The sequence below is a fragment of the Caulobacter sp. AVps16 genome (genome assembly GCF_058681455.1).
The window spans coordinates 543,571-561,400 of record NZ_CM178739.1 but is presented as its reverse complement, the minus strand read 5'-3'; the positions used below and the strand labels follow the sequence as shown (position 1 = coordinate 561,400).

Below are 17,830 nucleotides of genomic sequence, written 5' to 3'. Positions count from 1 at the left end.
CCCCTTTGCGCAAACGAAAAGGCCCCGAAGCGGGGGGCTTCGGGGCCTTGCGGGATCGCGGCGAGGTTCGGGCGATACGGTCACCCTGCCCCGGCCGCGATCACGGGCTCTGCAGGCGATTTTACGCTTAAAGACAATGACTTGAAGACCAGACAGGTCTGTCTAGCGGCAGACGGTCCGCTCATAGACCACGCCGCTGCGGCGGTCATATTCGCGGCTGGTCCAGCAGTCGCTGCGATAGCCGTCATCATAATCGCCGTAATAGCGCGGCGGCGGCGGGGGCGGCGGCGGGGCATAGCCGTAGCCGTGGCCATAGCTGCGCCGGCCGTAGCGGACCTGGTCGTCCTGGCTGCTGGCGATGGCCGCGCCGATGGCGAGGCCGATCACCCCGGCCACCAGGGCCGCCTCGGTCTTTTTGCTGCTCTTGTGGCCATGATGGCGGTCATAGCGGTCATAGCGACGGGAATCGGCCGAGGCCGTGGTCGCGGCGGCGACCATGGACAGGGCGGCCAGGCCGGCGGCCACCTGTCCCAAAACGGTGCTGAACTTGCGAGCCATTGGCCCCTCCCTTTGATCGTGAACGGCCTGGCGGCGGTTAACGGATTGCGTGAGGCCACTCTCGCGGCCCGAGGCTGAACCGAAGCTGAACGCTTTTCGCCCGGGCCGATGGCACCGGTTTGTTCACTATTTCCCGGCAAGCTGACGTCGTTCGTCGAATTGCGGTTCGACGCGCGGTTCGACCAGCGGAGGCCTCCATGACCAGCAACGTGGCGTACAAGACGGGCGAAGCCCTTCAGGTCCTGTCGTTCGAAGTCGGGACCCAGACCTACTGCGTGCCGGTCAATTCGGTACGCGAGATCCGCGGCGTCACCCCGCCGACCCAGCTGCCCGACGCCCCGCCCTATGTGCGCGGCGTGATCAACCTGCGCGGCCAGGTCATGCCGGTCATCGACCTCTCGGCCCGGCTGGGCAAGGGCGTGGCCCTGGACGGCCCGCGCCAGGTCATCATCGTCATCGAGAGCGGACCCGATGTCGCCGGCCTGCTGGTCGACGCGGTCTGCGACAGCTTCATCGTCAATGGCGACCAGATCAATCCGCCGCCGCAGATGGGCGAGGAGAACTCGCCCCTGGTCTCGGCCGTGATCACCTCCGACACCGGCATGACGGTGCTGCTCTCGGTCAGCCACATCATTCCCGAGCGCGCCAGCGCGGCGGCAGCAGCTGCCTCCGCCGCCGCCATCGCCGCCTGATCCGGCCGCCGTCGACAACTATTCGAACAATTGTTCGCCTAGACCCTTCCGCTCGCCCCTGAGGGGACGATAGACTCCCGCCATTGCAGGGAGAGAGCGAATGAAGGCGGCTGTGTTGCGCGAGGTGGGCAAACCCCTCCAGATCGAGACCGTGTCCATCAGCAAGCCGGGTCCGCGCGAGGTGCTGATCCGCACCAAGGCCGCCGGGGTCTGCCACTCCGACCTGCACTTCGTCGAAGGCTCCTACCCCCACGCCATGCCCGCCGTGCTCGGCCACGAGAGCGCCGGCATCGTCGAGGCGGTCGGCTCCGAGGTCCGCACCGTCAAGGTCGGCGACCACGTCATCACCTGCCTCAACCCCTATTGCGGCCACTGCGAGGTCTGCCTGACCGGCCACCTCAACCTGTGCATCAGCTCGGAGACCCGCCGCTCCAAGACCGACGAGCCGCGCCTGTTCCGCGAGGACCTGTCCGGGGCCGGTGACACGCGGATGGCCCAGTTCCTGAACCTGTCGTCCTTTGCCGAGATGATGCTGGTCCACGAGCATGCCTGCGTCGCCATCCGCAAGGACATGCCGTTCGACCGCGCCGCCCTGATCGGCTGCTCGGTGCTGACCGGGGTCGGCGCGGTGACCCACACCTCCAATGTCCGCCCGGGCGAGACCGTGGCCGTGATCGGCTGCGGCGGGGTAGGCCTGGCCGCCGTCAATGGCGCGGCCATTGCCGGGGCCGGCCGGATCATCGCCATCGACCGCGTGCCGGCCAAGCTGGAACTGGCCAGGCAGTTCGGGGCCACCGACCTGATCAATGCCGATGACGGCGACCCGGTCAAACAGGTGCAGGAGCTGACCGGCGGCGGCGTCCATCACAGCTTCGAGGCCATCGGCCTCAAGGCCACCGCCGAACAGGCCTTCCGCATGCTGCGCCGGGGCGGCACCGCCAATGTCATCGGCATGATCCCGGTCGGCGTGAAGATCGAGCTGAACGGCTCCGACTTCCTCGGCGAAAAGCGCATCCAGGGCAGCTTCATGGGCTCCAACCGCTTCCCGGTCGACATGCCCCGCCTGGTCGACTTCTACATGTCGGGCAAGCTCAACCTCGACGCCCTGATCTCGCGCCGGATCAAGCTGGAAGAGGTCAATTCGGCCTTCGACGAACTCAAGCGCGGGGAGCTGGCGCGGTCGGTGATCGTGTTTGACTGAGGGGGTGACACCCAGAACCCTCTCTCTTTGGGAGAGGGCGGGGCTCGTCCCGGCGATGGCCGGGATGGGAGGGTGAGAGGTTACAGCCTGGCCGGATGGGGCACTTTCACTGTAGCCCGAAGGCATAGACCGCGTCGCGTTCAGCCGACGGCCGCACATGGGCCTTCAAGCCCCGGCGCTCGACCACATCGACCGGCGCAGTGAACAGTCGGGCGATAAACTGGGTGATGCCGACATAGTCGTAGAGATCGAGCTTCGCGGCTGGATCCAGCTCGACGAAGATGTCCAGATCGCTATCCGGCCGCGCCTCGCCTCGCGCGGTCGAGCCGAACAACGCCGCGCGTGAGACGCCCATGGCGCGCAAGGCCGCCTCGGCGGCGCGCAGAACGGCGATGACGGCGTCTCGGTTCATGCGGGGATTGTAGCGGCAAAGCCCGCGATGCGCGAGTAGCAGGGTGAGGAGGGGTGGCTCGACAACCTCAAGCGCGGCGAGCTGGCGCGGTCGGTGATCGTGTTTGACTGAGGGGGTAACACCCAAAACCCTCTCTCTTTGAGAGAGGGAGGGGCCCGTCCCGGCGAAGGCCGGGATGGGAGGGTGAGAGGTTACAGCCTGGCCGGACCAAGCCCCTGAAGCGGGGGCAAGGCGGCGGCCGAGACAGGTGCACTGCCGCCGTAATCCCTAGGGATTGATCGTCAGGCGGGTTGCCTGGCCCGCCTCGACCTGGATCTCGCCGAGATCAAGCTCACGACCATCTAGAAATGACAGCTTCAGCCGGTGCTTTCCCGCCGTGAACATCAAGGCGCATTGGCCACCGTTCTTCTCGGCCTGGCAGCTCGGAGGGCCCGAGACTGACGAAAACCTGGCGTAAACAGCGCCGGTGTTCAGGATGATGACCTGGCCCAAAGCATTGACGCGGTCGGCATCCAGCGCCATGGCCCGGCCCTCCATGCAGAGCGTGGCATGCCAATAGGGGGCATCCGGGCCTGTTCCCGGGGCCCAACCGCCTTCTGGCGGCTCGATACTGTTTAACTCGGCGAGGCCATTGAAAAACAAATGAGCGATCGAGGCAGGATCGTCAATACTGAGCTGGACCTCCACCGAGTCCGCAGCATGTTGTGGCATGGAGCGCCCCAGGGCTGCGATCTGGGGCGCGCAATAGCGCACGATATCGAGGCCCCGCGCCGCGCGTTCCTGCGCCGTCAGGGGGGGAGCCGTCTGGGCGGTCGAGGGTGTCGCGAGGGCGACCAGGGCCAGGGCGCTGAGGGCGGCCAGGACTTTGCGCGCGGTCGGGATCATCGGCGGTCTCCTAGTCGCAACGGTGCGAGGGCAGCAGGGAGACACCCACCGCCGGGATCGGCTGGGCGCGGGCCTCACTGAACCCGCCCTGGCGGTTGAGGGCGGCATCCGACGGCCAGGGCCGCTTGCCCTCGCCCTCGCGGCAGCCGCCGACCTGGATCTGGGGATTGGCGAGATCGGCGAAATAGATCGGATAGCCGCCAAGCGGCCGGATGGTCCACAGATTGCCGCGCCCCGTCTCGCACTCATGCGTATTGGCGCACCAGGAGGCCGAGACCGGATAGTCGCAGGTATTGATCAGCCGGTAGCGACCCTCGATGCCCCATTCGGTGCGAACGCCGGTCGGCTGCACCCTCAGGCAGGCGGTGGCGTCATTGAGGCTGTTGTGCATCTTCCGGGACTTGCCCGCCTCATAGGCCTGACGCGCCGCGGCATCATTGCGCTTGCTGGTCTCGGACGCCGGCCCTCCGGCGGCCAGGGCGGCGAGATCCACCAGGGGACGGCTGCTCATGCCGGCGGCGGCCGAAGGGCCTTGCGGCTTCAGCAGCTGGTCGATCAGGGCCTGGGTCTCGGCGCTGTTATAGCCGGTATAGGTCGGCGGGGGCGGCGGAGCGGGGGCCCAATTGCCTAGGTTGTCGGCGAGCTTCAGGACATCATCAGCGAGCTTCAGGATATCATCAGTGGGCATCTTCAGCAGGTCGGACATACTCGGTATCGTCTGGGGTGGCGCAGACGGCAGGCTCCGGGTCTGTCCCGGGTTCGCAGAAGCTCGGGCGGTGCCTTGCGAAGCCGGAGCAGTCGGCCGGACTACGGAGGCGCGCGACCCGGCTGAGACCAGTCCCCTGGCGACCCGGAGGAAGCAGGCAAAGGTCTCGTCCGGGCCTACGTTTTTTCTGAGATAGTAATTTCCGTACGTTCCCGCTCCTTGGTTGCGATCGAAGTCAAAGTTGTCATCGAGCCGCTTCTTTCCCTCTGGGCCGGCCCTGGCCTGCGCCAATGCATCGACAGCGGACGCGAGGATCTGGGCAGAAGTCAGCACTGCCAGGTCGTAGTTGGAGCCACCTCGGGACGCCAACGGCTGGAACTGCCAAGTCATGTGAATGTTTTCACAGCCCGCCAACATGGCGGCGCGGTCCGACCGGGAGCCGGAACCGATTTCAACCAAGGCAGACCCAATTCCGCTTCGCACTCCAAACCAGCTTTCGGTCGGGCCTTCTCGCTGCAGGATCCGCGTCGCATCTGCCGACAATTGCGCCTGCGCCGAGGCTGCGCCGGGCAAGACCACGGTGCCCGTCGCCAGCGCCGCAACAACACCTGTCCAGAACCGCCGCTTGGTCATGCTTGCCCTCATGGACCTTGAGGTTGGCATCGAGGCCATGGCGAGACAAGCCCCCGACATAGCGGCGTTATATGGGGCTGTTTCTCACCCTGACCGCCGGCAGCGGGCCGTCCGGCTGGCGGAGAACTCTCACCCTTCCATCCCGGCCTCCGCCGGGACGGGCCCCGTCCGCTCATGGCAGGGAGCCTCGCGCCTTGCCGATGTTAACGTGTCTGCGCCGGCGGGCGCGAGGTCACTCCACTCCCAGTCGCGCCAACTCATTGCGCGCTTCTTGTAAATTTGGATTAATACTCAAAGCCTCTCTGAGTAACTTAACTGCAGTATCATCGTTGCGGGCAACTCCATCACCCTTGGAATACATCATGCCTAACTTGACGCAGCTCATTGGAATTCTTTTTCTGCAGGCTTTTGAGAAAAGTTCACTTGCTATAGCCTTGTTTTGCGACACCCCCCCTTCGCCTATGTAGTATATCTCGCCAATTTTATGGCAGTAAACATAAATACCTTGACGGCAACTCAGGTCAAACAGACTCGCAGCCTTTGCTCTATCCTGCAACAGCCCCCCTTCTCCTATGTAGTACATATCTCCAAGCCTTAAACATTCGCTTCGATATGTTTTGTCGCAGTAACGCGACAAAAGCCTTCCAGCAATTTTTTTGTCTTCAATAAGGCCCCCTTCTCCCTTGTAATACATTTCGCCGAGCCGGGTGCATGATCTCGAAAATCCAGCGTCACAGCTCTTTGAAAAATACTTCACTGCAAGGGCCATTTCTCTGGAGTGCGCGTAGCTGTCGCCAGCTAGGTGACAGCCCTCTATATTTCCCAATTCACAACTCTTTGACACGAGCTCTCTCGCCCAAAGCCTGTTATCCCGATTTCTAAAAGCTAATTCATTGCACGCAACCGCTTGCCCGGCATCACACTGTTGCCGAAGTTCCGCATTCGTCGGACTGGGTTGCGAGGACCCACCACCCAATTGGGCTTGCGCCGAGGCCGCGCTCGGCAAGACCACAGCGCCCGTCGCCAGCGCCGCAACAACCCCTGTCCAGAACCGCCGCTTGGTCATGCTTGCCCCCATGGACCTTGAGGTTGGCATCGAGGCCCTGACGAGACAAGCCCCCGACATAGCGGCGTTCTGTGAGAACAAGGACCCATCCCGCTCCCAGGGGCAGCCGCGTCCCGGGTCCGGCGAACATGGCGCGGGAGACGAGGAGGGGCAGGCATCGCAAGCCCCAGGTCAGGCCTTCCTCATCGCCAGCACACGCCCCCGTGTGGGGCGTCGCGAAGGTCCTTGAGCGCCGGTGCGGCAAAATGCCCCTGTTAACTATCCCCAGACAGGAGGGCAGCCCGCTTCGCCAAAACAGCTTCAATTCTTTTGTATAGATTTTTCCGAATATTTTATAATCTATCAACCTATATAACAGTTCAAATTCTTGTCGTCACAAAAACGCACTCATTCAAACACTCCTCCCGCCAATTAAGGCAATAGAGACTATTATGACGGCCGTATTGCCTTTCAAAGACTTATTTTAACGATAGATAGACTTAAAATTCCGACTCCTTCAGACGAGGCCGCTACAGGCCCATAATTTTCTGTTTACCAGTCGTGCTCACTGATCCCCCCCACAAGAGCCCGGCTGAACCTGGGCAGGGGAGTATTTGACATGTCGAAGAACACCAAGTCGGGCGCCCTCATCGCCTGCGTTCTCACCCTCGCCGCGGCACCGCTCAGCGCTCACGCTGACTCCGCCAAGGATATGCAGGTTGCGGGCCGGGCCCTGACCTTCCTCGAAAACGGACCGACCGGCAAAGCCACCCTGGGCGTGGTCTTCGATCCGTCCAAACCCGCTTCCGTGGCCGAGAAGAATGCGGTCATGGCCGCGATCGGCGGCGGACTGAACGCCGGCACCCTGACCCTGACCGGCAAGCCTGTCGAAGCCGGTGATGTGGCGAGCGTCTCGGGCGTCGCGGCCCTCTTCATCACCACCGGCGTCAATGCCGGCCCGGTCGGCGCTGCCGCCAAGGGCAAGAAGATCATCACCATCGGTTCGGACATGGCCTGCGTCACCAGCGGCGCCTGTGTGATGAGCGTCTCGGCCGATCCCAAGGTGGAAATCGTGGTCAACCGCTCGGCCGCCGCGGCGGTCGGGGCGGTCTTCAAGGCCGCCTTCCGCATGATGATCCGCGAAGTCTGACCCCAGCCCCCGAAAGAGACACAGCCATGAAAACGACTCTCTTCGCCGGCGCTTCGGTCGGCCTCATCCTTCTGGCCTCGGCCACCACGGCCTCCGCCCAGTCAATCGACTATGGCGCGATGGAGCAGCTGTTCAACGAGCCTGTCACCACCTCGGCCACCGGCTCGCCGCTGCGCTCGACCCAGGCCCCGGTCGACATGACCATCATCTCGGCCGCCGACATCAAGCGCTCCGGCGCGACGGACATTCCCACCATTCTGTCGCGCGCCGCCGGTGTCGACATCCTGCCCTTCGCCGCCGGCGCGGCCGAGCTGAGCGTGCGCGGCTATAACCAGGCCCGCTCGCCGCGGATGCTGGTCCTGATCAACGGCCGCCAGGTCTATCTCGACCACTTCGGCTATACCGACTGGGCCACCCTGCCGATCGCCCTGGAAGAGATCCGCCAGATCGAGCTGGTTCGCGGCCCCAACAGCGCCCTGTTCGGCTTCAACGCCGTCTCGGGGGTGATCAACATCATCACCTACAATCCCAAATACGACGACACCAACAGCGCCACCGTACAGGCCGGCACGCTCGGCTATGCCTCGGCCAACCTGGTCAAGACCATGGCTCTGGGACCGGTCAAGGCCCGGGTCTCGATCGGTGCCAACCAGCAGGACGAGTGGAGCAATGCGGGCTCCTCGGTGCCCCTGTCGCTGCTGTCGGATCCCTGGAAGATCTATGCCGCCTTCGATGCGGTGACCGAACTGTCGCCGAAGACCGACCTGCGCCTTGAAGGCAACTGGTCCAATTCGGGCCAGTCGGAAATGCTGTCCGGCTACACCTATGTCGGCCACAAGGTGAAGACCGACTCCATCAAGGCCACCCTGATCTCCGACACGCCCTATGGCGCGATGGAGGCCCAGATCTATCTGAACCAGCTCGACTCGACCGCCCTGCCCCTGCGCTACGAGAACAATATCTGGGTCGCCAAGGTTCAGAACCTGGTCAAGATCGGCTCGGACCACACCCTGCGCGTCGCCCTCGAATATCGTGACAACGAGGTCAATACGACGCCGGTCCGTGGCGGCATGGTCCGCTACACGGTCCTGGCACCCTCGGCGATGTGGAACTGGACCGCGACAGACAAGATCACCCTGACCGCCGCCGCCCGCCTCGACAGCCTCAAGCTCAGCCGCACGGGTGTATTCCCGGCCGGCGTCCGGCGGACCAGCAACAGCGACTGGGACCAGTCGATCAAGGAGGTCAGCGTCAATCTCGGCGCCGTGGTCCAGCTGTCGGAGGAAGGCACCCTCCGCCTGCTGGCCGCACGCGGTGTCCAGGCCCCGACCCTGGTCGAACTGGGGTCGCGTCAGGTCCTGCCGACCACCGCCCCGCCGGTCGGCATCGCCACCCTCGGCAACCCCGAACTGCAACCGGCCATCATCACCAGCTATGAGGCCGCCTACGAGCATGCCCTGACCAAGCTGGACGCCCGCGTGGCCGTGAAGCTGATGGTTCAGAACACCGAAGACGTGAAAAGCGGCGTTTCCAGGCTGCAGATCGACGTTCCGGCCACGGCCACCACCTATGCCGCCCTGACCTATTTCAACATCGGCAAGTCCGAAATGAAGGGCTTCGAGGTCTCGGGATCAGGCAAGTTCGGCGACGGCTTCCGCTGGAGCGCCGACACCACCTATGTCAACATCACCGACACGACCCTGCCCGGCTATAGCGCGGTCCGTCGCCTGATCGCCTTTGGCGACACCTCTCCCAGGTGGCGGAGCAATCTGGGTCTGGGCTGGGCCAAGGACAACTGGACCGTGGACGGCTACGTCAAGCGGGTGTCCAAGTTCAACTCCTACACCTCGACCCAGACCCTTGAACCGGTCAAGGGCTACACCACCGTGGCCGGGCGGGTTGCCTATGACCTGAAGTCGGGCATCACCCTGGCCCTGAACGGCCAGAACCTGATGAACGAGAGCCAGGCCCAGACCAAGGGCATCAGCGGCCTGCGGGCAGAGCGCCGGGTGATCTTCGGTGTGACCAAGACCTGGTAGGCACCGACTAGCGCTGGAGAGCGAGGGGCCCCGCCGCAAGGCGGGGCCCTTTTCCGTTGGCCGTCCGGCTGGGCGAGGACCGGTGCGAGCACGGTCCTGACCTCATCCTCGGCCTGCAAGCCCTGGCCGACCCGGCGCGATGGACAGTGGCGGACATCCTGAACCCTCTGTCTCTTTGAGAGTGGGGTTCTGGGGGACGGTGCCAGTTCCACCCTTTCCCCGGCCAGAAGGCGAATATTGCACCTGTCAGCGAATTGCGGAGTCTGTTTCAATGACTTCGATGACCTGATGGCGGAGATCGCTCGACATGACCTCGCTGACCAAATCCGTGCGCCGAATGCTTACAGTCGGGATCGCACTGTCGGCCCTCTGTGCTGGCAGCGCCAGTGCCAAAGCGGACTCGATTGTTCAGAAACTGAATGACCGAAACATCAACTACACCGTAAGTGATGACAATTACATCTATGCGAAGTTGAAACTGAAAAGTGGTCGATCACAAACCATCGTGATCTCAGGAAGCACTCAACAGATCATGGGGCAGGATGTTCGCCTCATGCTGTCTCCCGTGGCGCAGGTCCCGGAGGGCCAGGGCAATGCCCGCATCCCCCTCGATCCCATGGCGCAGGATTTGCTGAAAAACAACAGCGACATTCTTATGGGCGGCTGGGACTTTTCAGGAGGATACCGTTACTTCCAGGTCAAGATAATCGATAATGTAGATGCTGCAACTCTACAGAAATTGATGCTGAACCTTGGTAGCTATGCCGACCGGAAGGAAATGGAGAGCGGCGGAGAACGCGACCAGTTCTAGGGCCTGGGGCGATCAGCAAGGCCTTAGCCTCGGCTTGGCAGTGACACCATTCGGGTGACTGTGCTCTCCATAGGCGCAAGGGGCCGCCTCCGTTCGTGCGCCCGGGGTCAGCGAGGCCCCCGCGCCCTCTCCACTCAGTCTCCGTCATCCCGCGACGTGTTCGCGGGACCCATCGTTCCGCTGTACCGTGAGCGACCAATGAACCGCCGACCGTGAAGCCGACACATGGGTCCCGGGGACGTGCCCCGGGATGACGGGGTTTGGTGGAGGCGGCGGCTGCACGGCCTGCAATACCAGTGCACGACCCTTGCCACATCAAAAGAGGGCGAAGGGGGCAGGTCCTGCGCCGGCCTCTATCCCCGTGCCCACACGGGGATAGACCCGCCCCAACCCCAACCCATTCCACGCCCTGCCCTCCCCAGCCGGCGTCACGATCGAAAATCGACGCAGCCCCCTTCGGAATGCCCCCATACTTCTCCTCGCCCCGCCTCAGGGGAGGCCGTCCAGCTGGCGACCTGACGGGTGGCGGGGGCGGTTGTACGGGGCCACCGGTCGGACGACTGTCCGGGCCGGCCAGCTTAAAATGAGGGCGGGGGACGTAAGCCCGCCCATCGGAGGAAGGCCAAGCCTCCGCCCGTCCGAAGGTTCGCTCCGGGTCCCTCCGGAATCGGCGTGGCCGCAGCCCAAGGGCTCAAGTCCGTCGCGAGGAGGACAAGGTCCGGGTGGGGCAAAAGGCTGAACAGGCCTGCGCGCCCCGGCCAGAGGGATAACAGCCGCGCGGAGCGCTCCGGCCACGGCCGAAACGGTACTCCAACCCTCCACATCCGGGCTTGGCCCGGACGCTCCGCCGCCTCCCCACACTCGCCGCTTGCACCGGCGAGGGCGTGAACCCGTGTCCGCAGGGCATCTCCGGGATGACACCGGCCGGACCTCCCCCTAGGCTAGTGACCGCCAGTCAGGGATTCCCGCGCATGACCAAGACCCTTCTCCGCTCCGCCTCACTGATCGCCTTCGGAGCCGCGCTGCTCGCCGGGCCGGCCCTCGCCGCCCCCAAGAGCGATCCCGCCGGCACCGTCCGCAAGATCGTCGGGTCGCCTGGCTTCAAGAAGGCGGCCGAGAAGCTCGATGCCGACTTTGACCGCACCATTGCCGACGTCATCACCCTGACCGAGATCCCGGCCCCGCCGTTCAAGGAAGAGGCCCGCGCCAAGGCCTATCTGGAGATGCTCAAGGCCCATGGCCTCAGCGACGTGTCCATGGATGCCGAGGGCAATGTGATGGGCATCCGGCCCGGCACGGCGACCAAGGGCAAGGGCCCGTTCGTGGTCATGGCCGCCCACCTCGACACGGTGTTTCCGGAAGGCACCGATGTGAAGGTCCGGCGCGAGGGCACCAGACTGATGGCCCCGGGCATCGGCGACGACACCCGCTCGCTCGCCACCCTGCTGGCCTATGTGCGGGCCCTGGACGCCGCCGGCATCAAGACGAAGAGCGACATCCTGTTCGTCGGCAATGTCGGCGAGGAAGGTCCCGGCGACCTGCGCGGCGTGCGCTATCTGTTCAACAAGAGCGCCTTCAAGGGCCGGATCACCGCCTTTTTCTCGATGGACGGCTCGGATCCGTCGCGGATCGTCGACGGCGGCACCGGCTCCAAGCGCTATCACGTCACCTTCAAGGGGCCCGGCGGCCACAGCTACGGGGCCTTCGGCACGGTCAATCCGATGACCGCCATGAGCCAGGCCGTGGTCGACCTCTATGCCGTCGAGGTGCCGAAGGATCCCAAGACCACCTATTCGGCCAGCGTCACCGGCGGCGGCACCTCGGTCAATTCGATCCCGCACGAGGTGTTCATGGAGTTCGACATGCGCTCGGAGAGCGCCGCCGAACTGGCCAGGCTGGACCAGACCCTGATCGGCCTGCTCGACAAGGCCACGGCCGCCGAGAACGCGGCGCGCTCCACCCGGTTCGGCAAGATCAGCTATGAGCCCAAGGTGATCGGGGAGCGGCCGGCGGGCAAGACGGCCGCAGACCAGCCGATCGTGCAGCTGACCTCTGCCGCCATCAGCGCCTTTGGCTTTACGCCGGAGCACGGCATCTCCTCGACCGACTCCAACATCCCGATGAGCCTGGGCATCCCGGCCGTGACCATCGGCTCGGGCGGCAAGGCCGGCCGGGCCCATGCCCTGGACGAATGGATCGACATCGAAAAGGGCGAGAGCCTGAAGGGCATGCAGGTCGGCCTGGCCGCCCTGCTGGCCGTGGCCGGGGTCGACTAGGGCGCTGGCGCCACAGGGAGCGCCCGCCCTCGTCCTTCGACAGGCTCAGGATGAGGGCTGGTTTGCCGACTGAGCCTTCGAAAACCTCATCCTGAGCCCGTCGAAGGACGAGGTTTTCGCGGCAGGGCGGCCGGTGCCCAAGGGTTCTAAAGCGCCAGGATCAGGACGGGCAGGACCACTCCGGCCGCCAGCAGGCCCCAGCCCAGCGTCTTGTCGCGACCATGGGTCAGGGCCATCCAGACCCCGATCAGGGTCGAGATCACCAGGCCGATGGCCACGACCAGGAAGACGGCTCGCAGCATGAGGACCGTCAGCTTGGTCGGCTTGGCCTTGGCCGGGGCAGGCGCAGCCTTGGCCGGGCCGGCCTCGGGTTTGGCCGGGGCGGCAGCGCGGACGGGCTTGGCCTCGAAGACCTGCTTCATGTGCACCCGGCCCAGCTTCTCCGCCAGGGGCGCGGGCTTATAGCCGGGCCCGGACTCGTGCAGGCCATAGAGCTGATAGGCCCCGGTTACCGCGAAGAACAGCACGCTGGGCGCGATGAACAGGCCCAGCCAGCTGTGGATGCGGCGCAGCAGCATCAGGCGCAGGGCGGGATTGGCGCGGGGCTTGGGCGTTGCGGTCATGGGATTGGCCTTGCAGGAAGGGGAACGGCGGCAGGTCGCGAACAGGCTGCGTCTCATGACCCTGCCGGGGGATCGCTCCGCCCGCCATGGGCTGGATCAATTCTCGGAGCGCGGCGGGCCTTAACGCAGCTTCGGCGCGCCTTCGCTGCGGAGGTCAGCCAGGGCCAGTTTCGGGGTCGCCTCGCCGGCCACAGCCGTTTCGCCCTCGGCCAGCATGCGGTCGATCCGCGACTTCTTGACCTTGAACGAAGCCAGTTCGCCGCCGCTGAGCACCGTGCCCTGCGGCACCTTGGCCCCGATCGGATTGACCCTCTGACCGTTCAGCCAGACTTCGTAATGCAGGTGCGGACCGGTCGACATGCCGGTCGAGCCGACATAGGCCACGACCTGGCCCTGACGCACCTTGGTGCCGGCCCGGATGCCCGCCGCATAGCGCGAGATATGGGCATAGCCGGTGTCCCACTTGCCGGCGTGGCGGATGCGCAGCCAGTTGCCATAGCCGCTCCAGCGACGGGCCTCCAGCACGACACCGTCGCCGGCCGCCAGGATCGGTGTGCCCTGGCCCGCCCCGAAGTCCACGCCCTTGTGGGCGCGGTTGAAGCCGAGGATCGGGTGACGCCGGGCCCCGAAGGTCGAGGTGATGCGAGCCCCGTCGACCGGGGTGCGCAGCAGGAAGCCCTTGATGTTCTTGCCGGTCTCATCGAAGAACTGGGTCTTGCCGTCGCGCTCGAAGCCGTAGAAGCGCTGGCCCTTGACCTCGGCATAGTCCAGATTGCCGGCCTCGATGGTGCGGCCGCTCTCGGTGACCTTGCGGTCGAACACCAGGCAGAACCTGTCGCCCTCGTGGATATCCCGCGAGAAATCGATCTTGTGCGAGAACAGCTTGGCCGCCTCGCTGATCACGGCCGGCGTGCCGCCGACATTGGCGACGCTTTCATAGAACGAGCCATTCATCTCGCCACAGGCGACCTTGGTCTCGTCGCGGACCTCTTCTTCGAGCTCGCGCAGCTTCAGGGCACCGTCAAAGGTGCGTGACACTGTCAGGGTCGATGACGGGCTCGTGCGCATCGACAGGCCGATCAGACGGGCCGGACCGCGCTGGCTGCGCCTCTGGGCGATGGCCGCCTCGAAGGCCATGCCGGCCTTGATATTGACGGTATCGATGGCCCCGTGCAGGGCAGCGACGACCTGACGGGCCTCTTCGGGGGCCACCCCGGCGCGCTCGACAGCGCCTTCGAGGGTTTCGCCCGGCCGAACCTTGACCGGTATGCTCTGCGGCCGGTCAAAGCCGGGCTGGGCCTCGGCACTGGCAAAGGCGACATGCTGCAGGGCGACCAGGGCGGCAGGATCCAGGGCCGCCTTGACCGGATTCGGCACATCGGCGGCCGTCAGCTTCCAGCCAAGGCCAAGGGCGGCCATGCCGGCAATGGCAGTGAACAGCCGGGGCGCCAGACGCAGGGTCGGGCGTCGCGGATCAAATTCTTGCATCGGTCCCCCATCGGTTTCGATGCCGCGCGAGGTCAAAATGACACGGCCGGGCTTACCCCAGCAAACGCTGCGCCGGAACATGGCCGTGAGCCTTTTCAGCAGCAAGCACTATTCCGTGCTTCGACCGATTTGTCACGGATCAGGTCAAAGGTCTGGCCGGCCGAGAGGCAAGCCGATGATCGCAAAAGGAAAACGCCCGCCTTACCGGGCGAGCGTTTTCCGTATTCAGATAAGGCTGGTGCCGATCAGGCGGCGTTGACCTGCTCGTTCGGATCCCGCAGCACGTAGCCACGACCCCAGACCGTCTCGATATGGTGCTTGCCCTGGGCCGAGGCGGCGAGCTTCTTGCGCAGCTTGCAGATGAAGACGTCGATGATCTTCAGCTCCGGCTCGTCCATGCCGCCGTACAGGTGATTGAGGAACATCTCCTTGGTCAGGGTCGTGCCCTTGCGCAGGGAGAGCAGCTCCAGCATCTGGTATTCCTTGCCGGTCAGGTGAACACGGTTGCCGTTCACTTCGACCGTCTTGGCGTCGAGATTGACGATGATGTCGCCCGTCTTGATGACCGACTGGGCATGGCCCTTGGAACGACGGACCACCGCATGGATGCGGGCGATCATTTCGTCCTTGTGGAAGGGCTTGGTCATGTAGTCGTCGGCACCGCCCGAGAAGGTCTTCACCTTCGTGTCGATCTCCGAAGAGCCCGACAGGATCATGATCGGCGTGTTCACCTTCGCCACCCGAAGGGTGCGCAGAACATCGAGGCCGCTCATGTCAGGCAGGTTCAGGTCCAGCAGGATCAGATCATAGTCGTAGATCTTGCCGAGATCGACGCCTTCTTCACCAAGATCCGTCGTATAGACGTTGAAGCCTTCAGACTTCAGCATCAACTCGATGGTCTGCGCTGTCGCGCTGTCATCCTCGATCAACAGTACGCGCATGAGCCCCTCCACGCCACTCGGTGGCGTTATTCGACGTCTTGGCGGAAGCCGCCTGATTAACCCTGCCTGCACTTTGCGGCGAGTTAATTTAAGACTGGTTAATGGTGAATGATCTCGTTGGACGAATGGTTAATCTGATTTGCGAATCGGGTGCAAGCGGTCGCTGAGTCGCACGGCAAATTTGTCGAGTCCCCTTGCGAGGCCGGCCAAACCGCCCTTTTTCGTCAGGGAAAATGGCCCAAAGCCGGGCCCTGTGGGAGTTCCAGGGGCACTGAGCCGACACCGACTTCGCCCGCCTGACTTTGGACTTCGCAACACCGTTGCGGCGTTCTGCCGCAAAGTTTTCGTCCGCTTTCAGGCTCCCGCTGCGCCGGGCTCAAATCATCCGCGACAGCCGGTCGCGGGGCCCGGGCTCAGATATCGGTGGACAGCCAGCCGGCTTCCCGCAATCGGGCCACCGAAGCGCGCGAGACCGGCGCAGACAGGTCGCCCTTCAATTTGAGCTTGAGGTTGCGGCCGTCTGCCTCGATCTGAAGGACAGCCGCCCGCGCCACCCACCAGGAGCGATGGACCCGCAGGCCCTCATGGTCACCCAGGGTCGCGATCACCCGCTCAAAGGGGCCCTCGACAAGACGCGAACCGGCGGTGGTGTGGATGCGGACATAGTGGTCCTCCATCCGCAGGCAGAGGACGTCACCGGCCAGGGGCGACACGGGCGGCGGCGCATCGAGGATTGCCGGCGCGACCCGGGGAAAACCCTCGCCGCGGCCTGCGGCAAGAAGACTGCGACCGATGACATAGATCGCCACGAGCGGCGCCGAGATCACCAGGCTCTGCCAGTACCAGTCGAGCGGCGAGAGCGCGATCCGGGGCCAGAACAGCCGGGCGAGCTGGGCGACCAGCAGGGAGAGCGGGACGCTGGCGACAACAACACTGCCCGTCAGGGCCAGGGCGGCAGGGATTGTCCACCATCGGGCCAGAGCAAGGCCCAGCCTGCAGATGACGCCCAGCACGAGGGCGGCGCACCACAGTGCCAGCACCCAATAGATGACCAAGGGCGCGACGCCGCCGTTGAGGAAACTGCCGAAGGGGCCAATCAGGCCCAGGAAGGTGCCCGCGACCGTCGCAATGGCGAGGTCGATCGCCCACTCGTGCGGCGTTCCGATCCAGGATTTCTTCGGCCTGCCCATACCTCCCTATAAGCACAGTTCGCCGGTTCGCGAACCCGTTCGCCCATTCGCGCAGGCGCACTGGCAGGCCTGCGGCTGACGCGCAAAAGCCCTCTTCACATTCCACATGAGGAGGCCTTCCGTGCGACCCGTTTCGTCATCTCTCGTCTGCTGGCTCAAGACCGGCCTGCTGCTTCTGGCCCTGCTCCTCCTGCTGACGGCCCGACCGGTGCATGCCGAGAGTCAGATCGGCTTCCAGTTGATCCAGGTTCCGGATCCGCAGGGCACGCCTATAGAGGTCGGCATCTGGTACCAGACAGCCACGCCCGCCACACGCCCGGTTCCGGGTCTGGGCGACGCGCTGCTCGCGCCCAACAGCCAGCTTCTGGGCAAGGACCTGCCGCTGGTGGTCATGTCGCATGGCAATGGCGGCTGGTTCGGCGGCCATCATGATACCGCCGAGACCCTGGCCCGGGCTGGCTTCGTCGTCGCCGCCCTGACCCACACCCATGACAATTTCCGCGACCAGAGCCGGTCCACTGACCTGGCCAGCCGGCCAAGGCAGCTGCATGTGCTCATAGACTACATGCTGGCCGACTGGCCCCAGCACGGGCAGCTGGATCCCGGACGCGTCGGGGCCTTTGGCTTCTCGGCAGGTGGGCTTACCGTGCTGGCTGCGGCCGGCGGCGAACTTGATCTGACCCGCGTGCCGGCCCACTGCAGCTACCATCCGACCCATTTCGACTGCCGCCTCATGACCCTGCAGCCGCCGCCTGCCGACGCGCTCGCCGCACCCTGGATCCATGATGCGCGGATCAGGGCCGTGGTCTCGGCGGCCCCCGCCCTCGGTTATGCCTTCACGGCGAAGAGTCTGGCGTCGATCACCCTCCCGGTTCAGCTTTGGCGAGCCGAGAATGACGAGATCCTGGTCGATCCCTTCCATGCCACGGCCATCCTCCATGCCCTGCCAGGAAAGCCCGACTATCGCGTCGTGCAGGGTGCCGGGCACTACGATTTCCTGACGCCCTGCCCGCCCGGCATGGCCAGGGAATTACCCCAACTCTGCACCAGCGCCCCGGGTTTCGACCGTGCGGCATTCCACCTCAGCTTCAACCTAGCGGTTGCGGCGTTTTTCACCGCCAACCTGCCTCCGAAGCAGCCCTAATTTCACAGGTGGTTAACGCTGTCGGCGGAGGATGGA

16 protein-coding genes are annotated in these 17,830 nt (G+C 64.7%); 7 read left to right on the top strand and 9 right to left on the bottom strand.

The annotated features are described in order from the left end of the window. Positions 1 to 162: 162 nt before the first annotated feature. Positions 163 to 558, bottom strand: a complete 396-nt coding sequence (locus tag ACW17U_RS02710) for a hypothetical protein (RefSeq protein ID WP_492054749.1) — start codon at positions 556 to 558, stop codon at positions 163 to 165. A gap of 197 nt (positions 559 to 755) precedes the next feature. On the opposite strand from ACW17U_RS02710, the gene ACW17U_RS02705 reads away from it, so the two are divergent. Both ACW17U_RS02705 and ACW17U_RS02700 read left to right on the top strand, forming a co-directional pair. After that, positions 756 to 1,250, top strand: coding sequence for a chemotaxis protein CheW (locus tag ACW17U_RS02705; RefSeq protein WP_492054748.1), 495 nt, complete (start codon positions 756 to 758; stop codon positions 1,248 to 1,250). A gap of 100 nt (positions 1,251 to 1,350) precedes the next feature. Then, positions 1,351 to 2,451, top strand: coding sequence for a Zn-dependent alcohol dehydrogenase (locus ACW17U_RS02700; protein ID WP_492054747.1), 1,101 nt, complete (start codon positions 1,351 to 1,353; stop codon positions 2,449 to 2,451). Positions 2,452 to 2,557: 106 nt separating this feature from the next. Here the strand turns inward: ACW17U_RS02700 and ACW17U_RS02695 are convergent, their stop codons facing one another. The 4 genes from ACW17U_RS02695 to ACW17U_RS02680 all read right to left on the bottom strand — a co-directional run bounded on the left by ACW17U_RS02695 (position 2,558) and on the right by ACW17U_RS02680 (position 6,153). Continuing rightward, positions 2,558 to 2,863 (bottom strand): nucleotidyltransferase family protein, encoded by a 306-nt coding sequence (locus ACW17U_RS02695; protein ID WP_492054746.1) that lies wholly within the window; start codon positions 2,861 to 2,863, stop codon positions 2,558 to 2,560. 267 nt (positions 2,864 to 3,130) lie between these two features. Further along, complete coding sequence (locus ACW17U_RS02690; protein WP_492054745.1) at positions 3,131 to 3,748, bottom strand: hypothetical protein; 618 nt, start codon at positions 3,746 to 3,748, stop codon at positions 3,131 to 3,133. A 10-nt stretch (positions 3,749 to 3,758) separates the two neighbouring features. Then, positions 3,759 to 4,454 (bottom strand): hypothetical protein, encoded by a 696-nt coding sequence (locus ACW17U_RS02685; RefSeq protein WP_492054744.1) that lies wholly within the window; start codon positions 4,452 to 4,454, stop codon positions 3,759 to 3,761. A gap of 865 nt (positions 4,455 to 5,319) precedes the next feature. Next, a complete protein-coding gene (locus tag ACW17U_RS02680) occupies positions 5,320 to 6,153 on the bottom strand; it encodes a tetratricopeptide repeat protein (RefSeq protein ID WP_492054743.1) in 834 nt (277 codons plus the stop codon). Positions 6,154 to 6,751: 598 nt separating this feature from the next. Here ACW17U_RS02680 and ACW17U_RS02675 point away from each other — a divergent pair. The 4 genes from ACW17U_RS02675 (at position 6,752) to ACW17U_RS02660 (ending at position 12,408) form a co-directional block, all read left to right on the top strand. Continuing rightward, the gene (locus tag ACW17U_RS02675) at positions 6,752 to 7,282 is read left to right on the top strand and encodes a hypothetical protein (RefSeq protein ID WP_492054742.1); all 531 of its coding nucleotides are present in this window, start codon (positions 6,752 to 6,754) and stop codon (positions 7,280 to 7,282) included. Positions 7,283 to 7,308: 26 nt separating this feature from the next. Continuing rightward, positions 7,309 to 9,321, top strand: coding sequence for a TonB-dependent receptor plug domain-containing protein (locus ACW17U_RS02670; protein ID WP_492054741.1), 2,013 nt, complete (start codon positions 7,309 to 7,311; stop codon positions 9,319 to 9,321). A gap of 307 nt (positions 9,322 to 9,628) precedes the next feature. After that, complete coding sequence (locus tag ACW17U_RS02665) at positions 9,629 to 10,132, top strand: hypothetical protein (RefSeq protein WP_492054740.1); 504 nt, start codon at positions 9,629 to 9,631, stop codon at positions 10,130 to 10,132. Between the two features lie 971 nt (positions 10,133 to 11,103). Continuing rightward, positions 11,104 to 12,408, top strand: coding sequence for a M20/M25/M40 family metallo-hydrolase (locus ACW17U_RS02660; protein ID WP_492054739.1), 1,305 nt, complete (start codon positions 11,104 to 11,106; stop codon positions 12,406 to 12,408). A 146-nt stretch (positions 12,409 to 12,554) separates the two neighbouring features. On the opposite strand, the gene ACW17U_RS02655 is transcribed toward ACW17U_RS02660, so the two are convergent. The 4 genes from ACW17U_RS02655 to ACW17U_RS02640 all read right to left on the bottom strand — a co-directional run bounded on the left by ACW17U_RS02655 (position 12,555) and on the right by ACW17U_RS02640 (position 16,650). Continuing rightward, the gene (locus ACW17U_RS02655) at positions 12,555 to 13,031 is read right to left on the bottom strand and encodes a hypothetical protein (RefSeq protein WP_492054738.1); all 477 of its coding nucleotides are present in this window, start codon (positions 13,029 to 13,031) and stop codon (positions 12,555 to 12,557) included. A gap of 120 nt (positions 13,032 to 13,151) precedes the next feature. Continuing rightward, complete coding sequence (locus ACW17U_RS02650; RefSeq protein WP_492054736.1) at positions 13,152 to 14,519, bottom strand: M23 family metallopeptidase; 1,368 nt, start codon at positions 14,517 to 14,519, stop codon at positions 13,152 to 13,154. Positions 14,520 to 14,764: 245 nt separating this feature from the next. Beyond that, a complete protein-coding gene (gene ctrA, locus ACW17U_RS02645; RefSeq protein ID WP_062148684.1) occupies positions 14,765 to 15,460 on the bottom strand; it encodes a response regulator transcription factor CtrA in 696 nt (231 codons plus the stop codon). A 413-nt stretch (positions 15,461 to 15,873) separates the two neighbouring features. Continuing rightward, on the bottom strand, positions 15,874 to 16,650 hold the full coding sequence (locus tag ACW17U_RS02640) for a LytTR family DNA-binding domain-containing protein (protein WP_492054735.1): 777 nt from the start codon (positions 16,648 to 16,650) through the stop codon (positions 15,874 to 15,876). A gap of 121 nt (positions 16,651 to 16,771) precedes the next feature. On the opposite strand from ACW17U_RS02640, the gene ACW17U_RS02635 reads away from it, so the two are divergent. Continuing rightward, positions 16,772 to 17,794, top strand: a complete 1,023-nt coding sequence (locus tag ACW17U_RS02635; protein WP_492054734.1) for an alpha/beta hydrolase family protein — start codon at positions 16,772 to 16,774, stop codon at positions 17,792 to 17,794. Positions 17,795 to 17,830 lie beyond the last annotated feature (36 nt).

Excerpts from the sequence above, each read along its gene's own strand:
- ACW17U_RS02710 (WP_492054749.1), bottom strand. The coding sequence starts at position 558 with ATGGCTCGCAAGTTCAGCACCGTTTTGGGACAGGTGGCCGCCGGCCTG.
- ACW17U_RS02705 (WP_492054748.1), top strand. The coding sequence starts at position 756 with ATGACCAGCAACGTGGCGTACAAGACGGGCGAAGCCCTTCAGGTCCTG.
- ACW17U_RS02700 (WP_492054747.1), top strand. The coding sequence starts at position 1,351 with ATGAAGGCGGCTGTGTTGCGCGAGGTGGGCAAACCCCTCCAGATCGAG.
- ACW17U_RS02695 (WP_492054746.1), bottom strand. The coding sequence starts at position 2,863 with ATGAACCGAGACGCCGTCATCGCCGTTCTGCGCGCCGCCGAGGCGGCC.
- ACW17U_RS02690 (WP_492054745.1), bottom strand. The coding sequence starts at position 3,748 with ATGATCCCGACCGCGCGCAAAGTCCTGGCCGCCCTCAGCGCCCTGGCC.
- ACW17U_RS02685 (WP_492054744.1), bottom strand. The coding sequence starts at position 4,454 with ATGTCCGACCTGCTGAAGATGCCCACTGATGATATCCTGAAGCTCGCT.
- ACW17U_RS02680 (WP_492054743.1), bottom strand. The coding sequence starts at position 6,153 with ATGACCAAGCGGCGGTTCTGGACAGGGGTTGTTGCGGCGCTGGCGACG.
- ACW17U_RS02675 (WP_492054742.1), top strand. The coding sequence starts at position 6,752 with ATGTCGAAGAACACCAAGTCGGGCGCCCTCATCGCCTGCGTTCTCACC.
- ACW17U_RS02670 (WP_492054741.1), top strand. The coding sequence starts at position 7,309 with ATGAAAACGACTCTCTTCGCCGGCGCTTCGGTCGGCCTCATCCTTCTG.
- ACW17U_RS02665 (WP_492054740.1), top strand. The coding sequence starts at position 9,629 with ATGACCTCGCTGACCAAATCCGTGCGCCGAATGCTTACAGTCGGGATC.
- ACW17U_RS02660 (WP_492054739.1), top strand. The coding sequence starts at position 11,104 with ATGACCAAGACCCTTCTCCGCTCCGCCTCACTGATCGCCTTCGGAGCC.
- ACW17U_RS02655 (WP_492054738.1), bottom strand. The coding sequence starts at position 13,031 with ATGACCGCAACGCCCAAGCCCCGCGCCAATCCCGCCCTGCGCCTGATG.
- ACW17U_RS02650 (WP_492054736.1), bottom strand. The coding sequence starts at position 14,519 with ATGCAAGAATTTGATCCGCGACGCCCGACCCTGCGTCTGGCGCCCCGG.
- ctrA (WP_062148684.1), bottom strand. The coding sequence starts at position 15,460 with ATGCGCGTACTGTTGATCGAGGATGACAGCGCGACAGCGCAGACCATC.
- ACW17U_RS02640 (WP_492054735.1), bottom strand. The coding sequence starts at position 16,650 with ATGGGCAGGCCGAAGAAATCCTGGATCGGAACGCCGCACGAGTGGGCG.